Genomic DNA, 15,846 nt, shown 5'->3' with positions numbered 1-15,846 from the left:
AAGCGGCTGCAAATATACATGAGTTTTTTTTATTTTCAAAAAAATCTAAAAATTATACAGGGCAAACGCATTAAACTTTCATAAGATTTAGCACTTTAATGAGGTAATGATTATCCCATCCAGCCTTTAATCTTCTACTTTTGACACCAACTTTAGATGCTTTTTCATTTTTAAGAAGATTAAGCGCAATTTTGTTTAGAATAGAAAAGTTTTGCGCAGCATTATCTTTTCTTTTTCTAGAAGCATCTTCTTCGAATGCAACATCTAAGGTCCAATGCAGTTTATTTTCAATACCCCAATGTGAACGTATGGTTTTTTGAAAATCTTTAGGCTTAGCCTTTGTGTTAGATATATAATAGCGTGTAGCTGTTTCTATTGGTTTATCAGAGTTTTTAAATTCACGCTTGCTTTCTATTTTAACAATAGCAGTAAGACTATCCCATTTATTATCCGGTGGAATACATTGAAAGTTTGTCATAACACTGCATTTTCGGGTTTCTATCCTTCCATGGTCTAGTTCTTCACTTATAGAGGTTGCTATATTTTCACCAAATCTAAATTCATCTTCAATATTTTGATATAATTGTGCTTGATTTTGTTTTACAGCTAAAATATAGTCCGCTTGTTTGTCAACAATGGCAGTAGCTATATCTGTCTGACATCCCATAGCATCAATAGTTACAATAGTATCTTTAATGATAACACTTTTAGTAATTCTGGAATTGCAGTAATTTCATTAGATTTTTCATGGGTCTTTACCTGCCCTAAAACTAAGTTGTTTTCATTTGCCCAAGCGCTTACCATATGTACAGGGGATTTTTTACCAGATGCCTTAGCCCCTCTAATGGTTTTACCATCAATAGCAATTACTTCTTTGGGTTGCAGTTTAGCTAACATACTAACCCATTGTATAAAACATGTTTCAAATTCTACACTATCAATATTAGAGAATACACGATTAAAAGTGTCGTGAGAAGGTTATGCCATTGGGTAGATCTAAAAAAGAGCGTAAAAAATCTTCTTTTGAATAGGCATAGTCTTCCTTTTCATTCCATGAATTTGCACCACAAATAACTGAAATTATCCCGATAAGAAGGATGCTCTCTAAATCGTAAAGTTGCTTGTGGGTGCGTCTAAAATCAGGAATTTGACCGAATATGGTCTTTAGTTTGTTTGTTGTTTTCAAAACTATTAAATTATTGATTATCAGTATAATATACAAACAATCAATAACATAAACAACTAATAACTAACTGAATCTCAATGAATTAAGAACATTACATATCAATAGGGTTTTTAAAAAGTTTAATGCGTTTGCCCTGAAAATTATAGCATTTTCTGACGACTGATCAAATAGCTTGTTAAAATCTCATTGTACCCTTTATAAATATCTACGGGAACATAATCTATTTTGTATTGCAGGCACTTATTTTTTAGATCACTGAAATAGCTTTGCATTACATTATAATATGCTTCCTGCATCGTTTCACTATATAAATTAATAGCTTCATTAGTCTCCGCGTCTACAAATTTTTTAGGCGTATTATCAAAATTAAAATTCAATTCTGTTTGTGCATCATATGTATGAAACAGCACTACTTCATGTTTGTTGTATTTTAAATGACGCAACGCTTCAAATAGCCATTCGCTTTTTGTATCGGCTTGAAACATATCCGTGAATAAGAAGATTAACGACCTGCGATGTATTTTCTCTGCAATTTCATGCAAATATTGATACGTATCCGTCTTTTTTGAAGAAGTAGCGGTTAACAAACGCTCCAGTTGATGCAGTAACATTTTTCTATGCCGGTTACTTCCCTTCTCCGGAGCATAATATTCATAGGAATCAGCATAAATACTTAAACCCACTGCATCTCGTTGCCGTTTTAATAATTCCATCATTGCAGCGGCAGCTACTACAGAGAACCCAATTTTGTTCAAGTTATCCAAACGTTGTTCTTTGGCCAAGGGATAGTACATAGATGCTGAGTTATCTATAATAATATGACATCGTAAATTGGTTTCTTCTTCGTATTTTTTGGTGTAGAGCTTCTCTGCTTTAGCAAAGAGTTTCCAGTCGATATGACGCGTACTTTCGCCTTTATTATATAACTTATGCTCGGAAAACTCTACCGAAAAACCGTGAAAAGGACTCTTATGCATACCCGTAATGAATCCTTCCACTACTTGTTTTGCCAATAAGTCGAGATTTTTAATTTCCGAAGATTGTACTGCTGATAAATTCATACTTCCCAAACATAAAAAAAGGTTTGGCATTGACCAAACCTTTCATTCATATAAATTGTTAATGTTTTTAAAGCACAGCGTCAATCTTCCCGGTATAGACATCCTTTGGTGCAACACCTACCTGCTTATCTACTATTTCGCCATTTTTAAAAACCAGTACTGTCGGAATATTACGCACTCCATACTTTGCTGCATATTCCTGATTTGCATCTACATCTACTTTACCTACGACGGCTTTTCCTTCGTATTCTGCGTGAATTTCATCCACAATGGGCCCAACCATTCTACAAGGGCCACACCATGCTGCCCAGAAATCTACCAATACGGGTTTATCTGATTTTAATACAACCTCTTCAAACGTTGCATCTGTAATTTCTAATGCCATTTTATTGATCTTTTAAATTATTTAACTCATTAAATTCCGATACAAAAATAAGCAATTATTTAACCTGACTCTAAAACAAGGAATTGCTTTTCCGTATCTGTCTATCAACCTTCTCTATCCTTACTATTTAAAAAGGTAAATTTCTCACATCTATGTTTCCTCCTGAAAAAAGAACTCCTACTTTTCCCCCCCGATATGTTGCTTGTGCTTTAGCAACCCTGCAAAAGCCACTGCACTAGAAGGCTCTATGACAATTTTTAAACGCTCCCATACAAGCTGCATCGCACTAATGATTTCTTGCTCTTCCACACACACCACTTTTTCTACCAACTTTCTAATAATCGGAAAGTTTTGATCTCCCAAATACGTTCGTAATCCGTCAGCTATAGTATTTGCTGTTTTATTTTTTTCAATGACCCCTGATTGTAAAGACCTGTACGCATCATCTGCTTCTTTGGGTTCACAGCCAATCGTTTTACAATTTTTTCCAAAATAATGAGTTGCCAGTGCTGTTCCGGCAATCAACCCTCCGCCGCCAACGGGCACATATAGGATCAAGACTAATTGTTGTGTTTATGCAAAAATTGTAGTTAATCTATAGAGGAAGAATTCTGTGTTTTTGACCCCTCTAAATTGTAATCTAAAGGCTTTGATTTTGGCATTGAAAGATTCTGCCGCTGCATTAGTACTTCTATTAATGAAGTAATTCAATATTGATCTATAGTTAAGCCTGATAGAGTTTGCTATGGTATTAAAAGCCTTGTATGCTGTTTGTTCTACATCTTTATACCAATGCGCTAGTTTTGTATAAGCGACTTGTATTGAGTTTGCTGTGTTGAAGATATTTCTAAGTCCTTGTACGAGCTTAAAAGCTGTTTTGATATCAGGATATCTTTTAAAGAGGATGTTAGCTCTTACTCTTTGATCTTCTGTCCAATTACTTGGTGCTTTGTAGAGTAAGTATCTGCTTCTAGCCAAGAGTTGCTTTATGGTATCTCCATTTTCTAATATTTCAGGGTAATATTCTTTGTTATTGGTTTTGGCAAGTTTGATCCGTTCATTTTCTGTATCTATGGCTTCCCATCGATGTTTGATCCTAATTTCTTGAAGTGCTTCTAGAGCTAGTTTCTGTACATGGAATCTATCGGTTACTTGTATGGCTTTGGGGAAACACCGTTTGGCAATCAGCTTCATGGAGTTCGCCATATCTAGGGTAATTTCTCTGACCTTGTTTCTTTTCGCAGATGAGATTTTAAATAGGTGTTTGATAATAGGTTCTGCTTTGGTAGTAGCTATGATCGCCACAATACTTCCTTTCTTTCCTTTAGCTTTTTTATTGGTAACGATGGTGTAGAGTTCTCCTTTTGATAAGGCTACTTCGTCGATAGATAATCGAGTTCCTATATTCTCAGGGAAGATCAACCACTCTTTGGCATGAGACTTTTCCTTCCACTGTTTAAACTCACTCAAATAATCTCGATACTGCCTTTGGAACTTCTTCCCATTCACGCCATAGATTCTTGCAATGGTTTTGCAATCACTCTTCTCAGTATCGACTAATCTCTTTTAAAAAAGCAGCAAACTCACCTGTCATGCGAGTTCCCTGAGCTACTAGATTCCAATCTCTTTGAATGATTTGCCTAGTCTCTTTATCTAACCATCTACGTCGCCTTACGTGAAGATACACAGTGTTTCCACGCAAAGGAAAGTCTTCAATAGTAATCTCTTTGTGGAAACCATGAGCAATTACATTAGGATTTATGACTTCTTTAGGAACAACATTACGCTCTTCAAAATACAAATGAAGTTCCTCATTTCGATGAGTGTGTCTTACCAAATCAAAATGTTCTACGAGCATCTCAGGTAAGATGAATTTTAAAAGGTCTAAGGATAATTCCAATCTCTGTTTTTTTTTACAAAGATCAAAACTTTAATTCAATCCACACAAAACTTTTGACCCTGATCCCTAATTGCTTCGTTTCACTCGCAAAGACACACTTCATTCAATCTTCAATTAACAATTAATCTTCATCTGAACTCACACACAACTTTTGTGACTGATCCCACATATATATCGTTCAAATCCGCATGCGCTTCAAGCAATTCCAGAGCTGCGGTTGAATTTCCTAAAATAACGTGCATATCATTTGAAGGATGTATAAAGGCAGCTCCTGTTTCTTTTTGAATTCGCTTCGTCGCTCTTCCTCTAGCCTCAATAGTAGGTTTGCATTCTATGATTTTTCCTCCGTAACTCTTTACAGCATCTTTTTTTACCCGGGGTGCATTGGCAGGTATTACGATATATGCATCAATTCCCAGATTTTTAGCAGATAGTGCTACTGCCTGCCCAAAATTTCCCGAAGAATGTGTAACGACCCCTTTAACTCTTTGCTCTTCAGGTAAATTCATCATATGATGAACTGCTCCTCTCATTTTAAAAGCACCCATTTTCTGAAAATTTTCGCATTTAAAATAGATCCTTGCTCCTACTAACTCATCGATCAATGTAGAAGTCAATACGGGAGTGTTATGTACAAAAGGTGTTACAGTTGCTTTTGCCTTTATAAGGAGTGCTTTACCCGGAAGCATGCTTTTAATTTGACAACTAAAATAATCATTTAAGATTACTATATAAATTTTACATTTTTCTTGACCTTGAGCCTACATGAATTTTTTGCGCTACACTACTTGGTATTAAACACTTCTAATGTTAGCTAAAAAGCACAACTTAAAGAATAGATCCTCTTTATAAATAGCTTATAACGCGCATTATTTTTGAAAAATTAGAGTTGTGCTACAGCTACCATTGTTAGCTGCTTTTCTTTTTTGGAATATCTCCTAGTTTATACCATTCCCAAAGGGATACAAAAATTATAGCAATAAAGAGAATCAATATTGCATTAAAATTAAGAGGTTTTGGTAATGAAAACGAACCTGTTTTAAGTGTAAATATTCCCGTAGTTAATATTATCCATTTAATAGTGTTTTCAATTATTACTGTCATAGTTAATGTGTTGTTTTCTCCTTCTCTGTAACTATAAATAAGTCCACTGATGCAGACAAGCTATTAATAATACTAATATTTGTATAAATGATTTTATAGGATAATCACAAGCCCAAATATTATAGTCTTTACCATTTTCTCCATTTTTGATTTCACTTTTCATAAAAGAATGCATCATTCTTACTCTTTTTGAATACCAAGCATCCTTTTCTTTTTTATCATTTCCTTTTGGCCAGAAAAAGAGAGTTATTGTTTCAGGAGCCTGATTTTTAAATGCAGCGCTATTTATCCCTTTAAGTATAGAATGTATTGATTCGTGTTCATTGACACCTCCAGCACCAGTTCCAATTATTGGTATAGCTAAATGTTTAATTTTTTTGCCATTACTAACTTTACATAAACTGGAAACCCCTTTCAATATTATTTCATCTTTTCTACTTCTTAGTAACTCAATTTCCTCTTTATGATCAGATATTGCATCAATTCCTGCTAACAAGAATATTCTGTTTGAATTTATTTGAATATTTTCTAATTCATCAACCCAGTTATAGAACAACCCGTCACAATTATGCTTATCTTTTAGTTTCTCTAATGCATCGTAGAGTTTTATCGAATCATTCTTAAGTTTCTTTCTAAATTGAAAATCTAATGACTGACTTCCTGGATTATCGTGATGTGGATGTCTTAAATCACATTTTACAGAAATTACCATACCCTGCGATTCATTATTTTTCAATCAAGGTTTTTAACCTTTTTTATTCTCTTTACTAAGGTTGATAAGTTTCTATCCATGTTTTATATGCTTTTAACCTTTAGTCCTTTCAGTTAACCGGTATAAAAATTCAGGAGCAAAGTCAACTTCACAATCCCACTCAATTGTCCAGCTATTTTTCTTAAACTGCTTAAAATAATCAATGTTCTTTAAAGGCTTAAAAACTTCACCTTTAATAGAATTTTTCAAATCAACTACTCCATTTAATCCATCATTAAACGTTAAATTAATTTTATAATCAGATAAATATTGTGCATTTGTAATCCAAATTAATTTCATAATCCAATTATTTTAATGGTTCTATGGCATTTGGTTTAAGGTTATTTTGACATCTATCCCAATTATCTAGCAATTCTTCTTTGTGCAGATCCAACCAGTCAAAAATTAACTTTAGAGCTCTTTTTGGCATAAAACCGTTCACAACCTCATCATTCAAATTAACAACACATTTATATTGACCATATTCTACATGGAAGTGTGGGGCGGATTGCGATCGTTGAAGAACATTCTAATAATTATTCCATAAAATCTGCTAATTTCCGGCATCTCTTTAAGATCCTACTAAAGTGATAAAATTACAAATTTTTAACCCGTTGTGCATTTTGAACTAAAAAGTAAATTTAAACGTCAGTTCGAGTGATTTTGAGCTACGAAAAATCGTATCGAGAACATATTTAGAGCAAAAATTCTATTCTCGATACAAATTTTTCGATTGAAAATGAGAAAAATTTACTCGAATTGACGAATTTTATCAAAATGCACAACGGGTTTTTTAGTTTATTTCTTTAAAGTTCTTTCTTTTAAATGTTTGCCAACGTTTCACGCATATGAAAAGTTGCGATTTTTGAAATAACAATTTTTCATTCTTATTAATTAGTTTAAAAGTAGTCATATTTTTTCAAATCAGAAAAAGTGTTCGGATTGGAATATCAAACCGATCACTTAATTCTTGAAAAGTAAGATCCTTCTTTTGCCTTACTTTAAATACTTGTTGACTGAAATCTAGTGAAGATGTCATGCAATAAGACACAAAAAAATATGACAAATTATAATGATTTAAAAGCTATGGGTAAAATCTATTAAACATCAAAAATTGGTATAAAAGTGTAAACGAGCTCAATATAACAACAGCAATATTTTCTTCTATAATTCAAATTTTTGTTGAATTTTATCTAAACTCAAATTGTGGATGCTTCCCAAGTGGGTGTGCCTTTTTATTTCTTTTGGGGTATAAGTTCCTGCTGCTACCTGATTTCCTATTTCTTTATAAGCATCTCTAAATGAAACTCCTTTTTCTACCAGAGCGTTTATACTGTCCACTGTAAAGAGGTATGCATACTTATCATCATTCAGGTCGATCTCACGAACTTGTATTTGTTGTATTGCATAATTTAAAACTTCCAAAATCTCATGCATAGTCATAAATGCCTGAATAATGTGTTCTTTTAATAACTGATAATCTCTGTGATACCCGCTGGGTAAATTATTACTTATCAACAACATTTCCGTGTGTAACGCCTGTATCTGATTGCATTTTCCCCGAATCAATTCAAAGACATCCGGATTTTTTTTATGCGGCATAATGCTACTCCCTGTTGTCAATGTATCCGGAAAAGAAATAAAACCGAAGTTCTGACCGGTATACAAACAAATATCCATGGCAAAACGAGCCAGCGTATTGCTCAAACTGCCCAGAAAACCGGCAATACTCCTTTCTGATTTTCCCCTGCTCAATTGGGCAGCAACCACATTGTATTTTAATTGCGAAAATTGCAATTCTTTCGTCGTAAACTCCCTGTCAACAGGAAACGAACTTCCGTAACCGGCAGCAGAGCCTAACGGGTTTTGATCTACTATTTTTAAAACAGCATTCAACAGATAACTATCATCGGCTAATAATTCGGCATAGGAAGCGAACCAGAGTCCAAAAGAGGACGGCATGGCAACTTGCAAGTGAGTATAACCGGGCAATATCTTTTCTTTATGGGTTTCTGCTAATGCCAATAGGGTAACAAACAGCGTATGTGCCTTGTGTTTTATTGCTGTCAATTGTTCTTTATAAAACAAATGTAGTGCAACTAATACCTGGTCATTTCTGGATCTTGCCGTATGGATTTTCTTTCCAACATCCCCGTATTTTTTGATAAGCTCAAATTCAATTTTGGAATGCACATCTTCAAAGTGAGGTTCTATTTCAAATTGATTTTTGTGTATCTGATCCAGCAAGTCGTTGAGTCCTTCTGTTAGTTGTCGTAACTCTTTTTTAGAGAGCATCCTTGTTTTTTCTAACATTTTTGCGTGTGCCATCGAAGCCAGCACATCATATTTAGCTATGTACAGGTCTATTTCTCTGTCGTTTCCTACTGTAAATTTTTCAATCTTTTCATCTATGGAAAACCCTTTATCCCAAAGTTTCATTTTTATTCTTTTAAACGATTACGTGGCTCAATAATTCAATATATATCCGTATGCCTTCTTTCACCTCTTCCATATAAATAAATTCATCTGCAGTGTGGCTTCTTGTACTGTCTCCGGGGCCCAGTTTTAAAGACGGGCAAGAAAGTACGGATTGATCTGACAAGGTAGGTGAACCGTAGGTTTTTCTCCCTAGAGCCAATCCTGCTTTTACCAAATTGTGATCTGTTGAAATAAAAGACGAATTGAGATGTAAACTTCTTGGTTTTATATAATCACAAGGAGATTTTTCTACTAAAATATCATATATTTCGCGATTTGTATACTTGTCATTCACCCGAACATCAATTACCAAATCTACCTCCGAAGGAATTGCATTATGCTGCTGCCCGCCATTTATTTGAGTAACGGTCATTTTTACATCTCCTAATATTTTTGATGTTTTTTCAAATGTAAAATCCTGGAACCATTGCAATATGGGAATCGTATTATAGATTGCATTATTATTATTGATATGTGCGGCATGACTTGCTGTTCCTCTTACTTTTGCATCAAAAACAACCAGTCCTTTTTCTGCTATAGCCAGGTGCATTAATGTCGGTTCGCCTATAATTGCCACATCAATATCCGGTATTACGGATAGTATGCTATTCAATCCGTTTTCTCCACTGCTTTCTTCTTCGGCAGAAGCCACTATAACCAGATTGTATTTCAGATCTTTTTTTCCGTAATAATACGTAAATGTTGCCAGTAAAGAAACCAAACACCCCCCGCATCATTACTCCCCAAACCATATAGCCTCCTATTTTCTATAATAGCCTTGAAAGGATTTTTGGTATATCCCCGGTTTGGTTTTACGGTATCGTGATGCGAATTTAATAGGAGCGTAGGTTTTGTATCATCAAAATATTTATTTACAGCCCAAACATTGTGTTTTGTTCTTTGATATGTGATGTTGTTTTCCCGGAACCAGTTTTCGATTTTTTGTGCCGTCTTATCTTCTTCGGAAGAAAAAGACGGAATAGCTATTAACTCTTTTAACAGGTTAATTGCTTTACTTGTTAATCTTTCTATATCTTTCATAAAGTAACCGTTGTGTATTTTGTATTTTGATTAAAAAGCATACCGGTATTTCCAATACAAACTTTACTTACTCCATGCTCCAATGCATAAAAACAATTGTCAATTTTAGGTAGCATTCCTTCCGAAATAATTTTTTCTTTCTTTAATTCTTTATAGGATTCAGCATTGATATTACAAATTATGGAATTTTCATCTTCCATCACCCTTAATACGCCGTTTTTTTCAAAACAGTAATACAAGTCAACACGAAAATCTTTTGACAATCCAATGGCCAGTTCCGATGCAATGGTATCTGCATTTGTGTTTAACAATTGTCCGTTTTCATCGTGAGAGATAGCGCAAAAAACAGGGGTGATATGATAGTCGAATAACATCGATATGATATCCGTATTTACGGCAACTACATCTCCTACAAAACCAAAATCAACCTCTTTTACCGGCCTTTTTTTGGCAACAATCGTATTTGCATCCGCTCCGGAAAAACCCATGGCATTGCATGCATTTTTTTGGAGAATTGCTACTATATTTTTATTGATCTTCCCGGCATAGGTCATGGTAATAATTTCCAGTGTTTCAGCATCTGTAACCCTCCTGCCATCAACCATAGTTACCGGAATATTCATTTGATTTGCTAGTTTGGTTGCTGATTTTCCTCCTCCGTGAACCAATACTTTTGGCCCGGTTATTTTTGAAAATGCCATTAAAAAGCTCTTTAAAGCTTCCGAGTCATTGATAATAGCTCCGCCTATTTTAATAATTTTTATGATTTCCTGCTTAGACATTTTCTAAAATTTTTTTTAATATAATCTGAGTTGCATACGTTCTGTTATGGGCTTGTTCAATAACAATAGCATTTTTACTGTCCAACACCTCATCGGTAGCAACAACATTTCTTCGTACAGGCAAACAGTGCATAAATTTTGCATGGCCTAATTTTTCCAAATTCATCATCCAATCGGAATCTTCCGAAGTTACTTTTCCATATTCATTATAATTACTCCAGTTTTTTACATAGACAAAGTCGGCATTTTTTAATGCTTCTTTTTGATGATAAATGATTGGCGTTTCTTTAGTAATTTCAGTATCCAATTCATACCCTTTGGGATGTGTGATAGCAAAATCGACCGGTAAATGTTGCATCATCTGTACAAAAGAATTAGCAACCGCATGGGGTAAGGCTTTTGGATGTGGTGCCCAGGAAAGGGCTACCCTGGGCTTTTCTTTTTTGCTAAATTCTTTGATAGTAATGACATCTGCCAGTGCTTGTAAAGGGTGGCATAGTGCACTCTCCATATTCACAATGGGCACTGTAGCATATTTTAAAAAGCCTTGAATGACAAATTCCGATGTATCTTTCTCCTTATTTTTTAATTCGGAAAAAGCTCTTATAGCAATAACATCTGCGTATTGAGAAATAACCTGCGCTGCTTCTTTGATATGTTCCGAAGTATTGAAATTCATGACGGACCCATCTTCAAATTCAAAATTCCAGGTATCTTTGATATTTAGAATACTTACTTCCATTCCTAAGTTCTTAGCTGCCTTTTCCGTGCTCAACCGGGTTCTGAGGCTTGCATTAAAAAACAACATCACTAGTGTTTTGTGTGCTCCTAATGCTTTATACTGAAAAGGATTCTTTTTTAGTTCAATTGCTTCCCGAATGGTTTTGTCAAGGTTTTTTATATCCTTTATATCCGTATAATTTTTCATGACAGTTCGGTTTTAAGTGCGTCAAAAAACCGATCAAAATGTTCTTGTTGAACGGTTAGAGGAGGAAGGATTCTGATAAGGTTTGGATTTTTGGAATTTCCGGTAAAAATACGATGTGAACGAATCAGTGATTTTCTTAATGCCGCAATCGCAAAATCAAACTCAAGGCCCAACATCAACCCTCTTCCTTTTACTTTTTTTACCTGAGTAATTTGTGCTACCTTATCTGTAAAATATTCGGAAATAGTATATACATGCTGCATTAAATGCTCTTTTTCCAGGACAGATAGTACCGATAATGTAGCAGTGCATGCCAAATGATTTCCTCCAAAAGTAGTCCCTAACAAACCAAAAGATGCTTTTATTTTTGGATGAATTAAAATTCCCCCTACGGGAAACCCGTTTCCCATTCCTTTTGCCATGGAAATAATATCAGGTGCTATATCATGTTTTTGGAAAGCAAAAAAATCTCCTGTTCTTCCAAAACCCGATTGTATTTCATCAGCAATAAAAAGGGCTTCGTATTTTTGACATAAATGTGCTGCCCTTTTATAAAATTCCGTATCACTTTCATCCAGTCCTCCAATGCCCTGGATACATTCGATAATTACGGCACAGACATCATTTTTTTGCAGTGCCTTTTCAAGAGTTTTTGTATCTCCTAATGGAATCAGTTCAACTTCTTGTTGTGCATTTATCGGTGCAATAATTTTAGCGTTGTCCGTAACAGCTGCGGCAGCAGAGGTTCGTCCGTGAAAGCCATTTTTAAAAGCAATTACCTTTTTTTTACTGGTGTGAAAAGAAGCTAGTTTTAGCGCATTTTCATTTGCCTCTGCTCCTGAATTACACAAAAACAACTGATATGTCGTACACCCGGAAATAACTTCTAATTGATCAGCTAATTTTTCTTGTAACGGGTTTTGAACAGAATTGCTGTAAAAACCCAATTTACTTAGTTGGGCACTCATATTTTTCACATATTCCGGATGTGAATGTCCTATGGAAACAACAGCATGACCTCCATATAAATCTAAATATCGGACATCATTTTCATCGTATATAAAAACATCTTTTGCTTTTACCGGAGTAATATCAAATAAGGGGTATACATCAAATAAACTCATAATTGATCTGTCTTTATACTGTTAATCTTGTTGAATGATGCTACCATGCCCCGGATTAGTGAGGAACTCAACCCTCTGTGCTCCATTTCATTTAACCCTTCTATAGTACACCCTTTTGGCGTGGTTACTTTATCTATTTCCTGTTCCGGGTGATTACCGGTTGCAATCAATAAGCTTGCAGCTCCGTTACTGGTATGCATGGCCAACTCTTGCGCCTCTTTGGCATCAAAACCCAATTGAATGGCAGCCTGTGTTGTGGCTCTTATCAATCGCATCCAAAAAGCAATTCCGCTTGCACAGACTACTGTTGCTGCCTGCATTTGCTCTTCCGGAATACTAATGGAAGTTCCTAACCTGTTAAAAATAGCTTCGGCAACTTTGATCATTTTTTTTCCTTTTTCATTACTACAGATACAGGTCATGGATTTTCCAACGGCAATCGCAGTATTTGGCATGGCCCTGATAATATGTTGGTTTTGACCAACGATATCCTCTATTTTACTTATCGAAAAACCTGTAATGGCGGAAATTAAAACGTGTTTTTGAGTCAACAGCGGTTTTACAGCGTTTAAAATAGCTTCCAAATGCGCCGGTTGTACAGCAAATATGAGTATATCCGATTTCTTTACAGCTTTCCGGTTATCAGTAGTTATGACAACATTTTTATAACCTTCAAACGTTCGAATATGGTCTAAATTTCGTTTGGTTAGATACAAACTCGTAATCGCATTTGTAGTAATCAACCCTTTTGCAATGGAACACCCTAAGTTCCCTGCTCCTATAATGGCTATTTTCATGGTCTTTATTTTTTTATGTATATAACTTCGATTTTGCCTGCCTGTTCTTCATAAAATGGAAAGGAGTCGAATTCAAAAATAATTTGCTTTTAGTTGTAACCCTGTTGTTTCTTCAAAACCAAACATCAAATTCATGTTTTGTACTGCCTGTCCGGAAGCACCTTTTAATAAATTATCAATACAACTCGTAATTAATAACTTATCCTGATGCTTGTGTAAATGAATGAGGCATTTGTTGGTATTGACTACTTGTTTTAAGTGTAATGCCGAATCGGAAATAAAGGTGAATGCAGCATCTTTATAATATGTTTTGTATAATGCTTCGGCTTCTTCCAAACTCCCCTCAAATGTTATATATGCAGTAGCATAAATGCCTCTCGAAAAATTTCCTCTATTGGGTATGAAATGAAGCGCTACACCGGATTTTTGTTGTAGTTGATATACGGATTGATATATTTCGTCCAGATGTTGATGCGTAAATGGTTTATAATAGGAAAAATTATTATCTCTCCAGGTAAAATGAGTAGTCTTAGACAAAGATATTCCGGCTCCTGTAGCACCGGTAACTGCGTTTATATGCACCTCGCTTTGTAATAGTCCTTTAGCTGCCAATGGTAAGATAGCTAATTGTAATGCTGTTGCAAAGCACCCCGGGTTGGCAATATAAGCGACCTGTTTGATTTTTTCTTTTTGTAGTTCCGGTAACCCGTATATGAATTCCTTTCCTTGGAAAACAGCATCTTTTTTTAATCTAAAATCAGTACTCAAATCGATGATCTTTGTATGTGTTAAAAAAAGGTGATCTTTCAGAAATATCTTTGAGTTTCCATGACCTAAGCATAAAAATAATACATCTACCTCAGTATTGAGGTCATTTGTAAAAATCAGGTCGGTATTTCCGACCAGATCCCGGTGAATATCACTAGCCTGATTCCCTACGTTTGATGTGCTATACACAAAATTAATATTCACTTCCTCATGGAATACTAAAATCCGCATCAATTCTCCGGCCGTATAACCTGCACCGCCTACAATTCCTGCTTGTATCATTTTTCTACACTTTTATATATTTTGCTTTGATTTCCATAGATTTTGATAAACCCTTTGGCTTCTTCGGCAGTCCAACCGCTGTTTTCTTCTCCGTACTTTCCAAAATCAACATTCATTAAATCGTATTCAGAAACAATTCCGTCTAAAGTAAAATGATATGGTTTTAATGTAAGCAGAACATCTCCTGAAACGTGTTGTTGGCTACTTTCTAAAAAAGCTTCTATATTTCTCATGATCGGATCTAAAAACAACCCTTCGTGTAAATGGGTTCCATACCAATTTGCCAAATAATCTTTATGTTGTAACTGCCATTTTGTGAGTGTGTGTTTCTCAAGTAAATGGTGTGCTTTGATGATAATTTTTGCGGCAGCGGCTTCAAAACCTACTCTCCCTTTAATCCCTACAATGGTATCGCCCACGTGGATATCTCTTCCGATGGCATATACACAAGCCAACTCATTGAGTAACCGAATGGCCTCTTGCGGTGCTCTTTCTTCATTATTAACAGCAACTAACTCTCCTTTATAAAAAGTGAGTTTTACCTTTTCAGTCCCTCTCTTTTGCAGCTGACACGGAAAGGCTTCTTCGGGTAACGGCTGATGAGAGGTTAATGTTTCGAAACCTCCGATGCTTGTTCCCCATAACCCCTTATTTACGGAATATTTGGATGCTTCCCATACCCTATCAATACCCTTGCTTTTTAAATAAGCTACCTCTTCCTGCCTCGACAATTTACGATCTCTAATAGGCGTCATAATTTCAATTTCCGGGGCCAATGTCTGGAAAATCAAGTCGAACCTAACCTGGTCATTGCCTGCACCGGTACTGCCATGAGCAATACAATCTGCCTTAATGTTTTTGGCATATTCAATAATTTCAATGGCTTGTACAATTCTTTCTGCACTTACGGATAAAGGGTAGGTATTATTTTTCAAAACGTTTCCGTAAATCAAATGTTTGACTACTTTTTGATAATAGGTATCAATGGCCGGGATATTTTTGTAGGAGTGTACTCCCATTACATACGCTTTTTTCCTGATTTCATCGATTTCCGTTTGAGTAAAACCACCTGTATTTACACTGACGGCATGTACTTCATACCCCAGCTCTTTCGAGAAATAAGTCGCGCAATAAGAGGTGTCTAAGCCTCCGCTGTATGCTAAAACTACTCTTTTCATTGGTCTCAATCGTTAGTTGAAACTATGCACTTTCAGTGCAAGACTTTCAGTTGCTACACACTTTTGTATCTTTGAATTGTG

The 15,846-nt window shown here is 35.3% G+C and carries 14 protein-coding genes and 4 pseudogenes; all 18 read right to left on the bottom strand.

The window, feature by feature from the left end; translation table 11 throughout:
* Positions 1-70: 70 nt before the first annotated feature.
* Positions 71-1,186: pseudogene (locus GKR88_10530) on the bottom strand (ISAs1 family transposase).
* A 140-nt stretch (positions 1,187-1,326) separates the two neighbouring features.
* Positions 1,327-2,247: a DUF58 domain-containing protein gene (locus GKR88_10525; protein QMU64679.1), complete on the bottom strand. Its 921-nt coding sequence runs from the start codon at positions 2,245-2,247 to the stop codon at positions 1,327-1,329.
* A 67-nt stretch (positions 2,248-2,314) separates the two neighbouring features.
* A complete protein-coding gene (gene trxA, locus GKR88_10520; protein QMU64678.1) occupies positions 2,315-2,632 on the bottom strand; it encodes a thioredoxin in 318 nt (105 codons plus the stop codon).
* A gap of 127 nt (positions 2,633-2,759) precedes the next feature.
* Positions 2,760-3,190 (bottom strand): annotated as a pseudogene (locus tag GKR88_10515) (pyridoxal-phosphate dependent enzyme).
* A 15-nt stretch (positions 3,191-3,205) separates the two neighbouring features.
* Positions 3,206-4,159 (bottom strand): DDE transposase, encoded by a 954-nt coding sequence (locus GKR88_10510; GenBank protein QMU64677.1) that lies wholly within the window; start codon positions 4,157-4,159, stop codon positions 3,206-3,208.
* Between the two features lie 19 nt (positions 4,160-4,178).
* Positions 4,179-4,532, bottom strand: a complete 354-nt coding sequence (locus tag GKR88_10505) for a transposase (GenBank protein QMU64676.1) — start codon at positions 4,530-4,532, stop codon at positions 4,179-4,181.
* Positions 4,533-4,660: 128 nt separating this feature from the next.
* A complete protein-coding gene (locus tag GKR88_10500) occupies positions 4,661-5,221 on the bottom strand; it encodes a pyridoxal-phosphate dependent enzyme (GenBank protein QMU64675.1) in 561 nt (186 codons plus the stop codon).
* A 446-nt stretch (positions 5,222-5,667) separates the two neighbouring features.
* Positions 5,668-6,372 (bottom strand): hypothetical protein, encoded by a 705-nt coding sequence (locus tag GKR88_10495; GenBank protein QMU64674.1) that lies wholly within the window; start codon positions 6,370-6,372, stop codon positions 5,668-5,670.
* Positions 6,373-6,441: 69 nt separating this feature from the next.
* Positions 6,442-6,687, bottom strand: coding sequence for a DUF2442 domain-containing protein (locus tag GKR88_10490; GenBank protein QMU64673.1), 246 nt, complete (start codon positions 6,685-6,687; stop codon positions 6,442-6,444).
* 7 nt (positions 6,688-6,694) lie between these two features.
* Positions 6,695-6,954 (bottom strand): annotated as a pseudogene (locus GKR88_10485) (DUF4160 domain-containing protein).
* A gap of 597 nt (positions 6,955-7,551) precedes the next feature.
* Complete coding sequence (gene argH / locus GKR88_10480; GenBank protein QMU64672.1) at positions 7,552-8,826, bottom strand: argininosuccinate lyase; 1,275 nt, start codon at positions 8,824-8,826, stop codon at positions 7,552-7,554.
* Between the two features lie 10 nt (positions 8,827-8,836).
* A pseudogene (locus tag GKR88_10475) lies at positions 8,837-9,906 on the bottom strand (M20/M25/M40 family metallo-hydrolase).
* Complete coding sequence (gene argB / locus GKR88_10470; GenBank protein ID QMU64671.1) at positions 9,903-10,688, bottom strand: acetylglutamate kinase; 786 nt, start codon at positions 10,686-10,688, stop codon at positions 9,903-9,905. The pseudogene GKR88_10475 and the gene argB overlap by 4 nt, the downstream one beginning before the upstream one ends.
* The gene (locus tag GKR88_10465) at positions 10,681-11,616 is read right to left on the bottom strand and encodes an acetylornithine carbamoyltransferase (GenBank protein QMU64670.1); all 936 of its coding nucleotides are present in this window, start codon (positions 11,614-11,616) and stop codon (positions 10,681-10,683) included. Before GKR88_10465 ends, argB begins: the two co-directional genes overlap by 8 nt.
* Positions 11,613-12,740 (bottom strand): aminotransferase class III-fold pyridoxal phosphate-dependent enzyme, encoded by a 1,128-nt coding sequence (locus GKR88_10460; protein QMU64669.1) that lies wholly within the window; start codon positions 12,738-12,740, stop codon positions 11,613-11,615. Before GKR88_10460 ends, GKR88_10465 begins: the two co-directional genes overlap by 4 nt.
* Positions 12,737-13,537, bottom strand: coding sequence for a pyrroline-5-carboxylate reductase (gene proC, locus GKR88_10455; GenBank protein ID QMU64668.1), 801 nt, complete (start codon positions 13,535-13,537; stop codon positions 12,737-12,739). Before proC ends, GKR88_10460 begins: the two co-directional genes overlap by 4 nt.
* 72 nt (positions 13,538-13,609) lie before the next feature.
* Positions 13,610-14,587, bottom strand: a complete 978-nt coding sequence (locus GKR88_10450) for an N-acetyl-gamma-glutamyl-phosphate reductase (GenBank protein QMU64667.1) — start codon at positions 14,585-14,587, stop codon at positions 13,610-13,612.
* On the bottom strand, positions 14,584-15,765 hold the full coding sequence (locus GKR88_10445) for an argininosuccinate synthase (protein QMU64666.1): 1,182 nt from the start codon (positions 15,763-15,765) through the stop codon (positions 14,584-14,586). The genes GKR88_10450 and GKR88_10445 overlap by 4 nt, the downstream gene beginning before the upstream one ends.
* Positions 15,766-15,846 lie beyond the last annotated feature (81 nt).

It is taken from the genome of Flavobacteriaceae bacterium (assembly GCA_014075215.1).
In the GTDB taxonomy this organism is placed as follows: domain Bacteria; phylum Bacteroidota; class Bacteroidia; order Flavobacteriales; family Flavobacteriaceae; genus Polaribacter.
Note: the sequence above shows the minus strand (reverse complement) of the source record. Positions and strands in the feature narration are given on the sequence as shown.

Bases quoted from the DNA above. Each gene is read 5' to 3' on its own strand.
- GKR88_10490 (QMU64673.1), bottom strand. From the start codon at position 6,687: ATGAAATTAATTTGGATTACAAATGCACAATATTTATCTGATTATAAA.
- GKR88_10525 (QMU64679.1), bottom strand. From the start codon at position 2,247: ATGAATTTATCAGCAGTACAATCTTCGGAAATTAAAAATCTCGACTTA.
- proC (QMU64668.1), bottom strand. From the start codon at position 13,537: ATGAAAATAGCCATTATAGGAGCAGGGAACTTAGGGTGTTCCATTGCA.
- GKR88_10465 (QMU64670.1), bottom strand. From the start codon at position 11,616: ATGAAAAATTATACGGATATAAAGGATATAAAAAACCTTGACAAAACC.
- argB (QMU64671.1), bottom strand. From the start codon at position 10,688: ATGTCTAAGCAGGAAATCATAAAAATTATTAAAATAGGCGGAGCTATT.
- GKR88_10500 (QMU64675.1), bottom strand. From the start codon at position 5,221: ATGCTTCCGGGTAAAGCACTCCTTATAAAGGCAAAAGCAACTGTAACA.
- argH (QMU64672.1), bottom strand. From the start codon at position 8,826: ATGAAACTTTGGGATAAAGGGTTTTCCATAGATGAAAAGATTGAAAAA.
- trxA (QMU64678.1), bottom strand. From the start codon at position 2,632: ATGGCATTAGAAATTACAGATGCAACGTTTGAAGAGGTTGTATTAAAA.
- GKR88_10460 (QMU64669.1), bottom strand. From the start codon at position 12,740: ATGAGTTTATTTGATGTATACCCCTTATTTGATATTACTCCGGTAAAA.
- GKR88_10445 (QMU64666.1), bottom strand. From the start codon at position 15,765: ATGAAAAGAGTAGTTTTAGCATACAGCGGAGGCTTAGACACCTCTTAT.
- GKR88_10450 (QMU64667.1), bottom strand. From the start codon at position 14,587: ATGATACAAGCAGGAATTGTAGGCGGTGCAGGTTATACGGCCGGAGAA.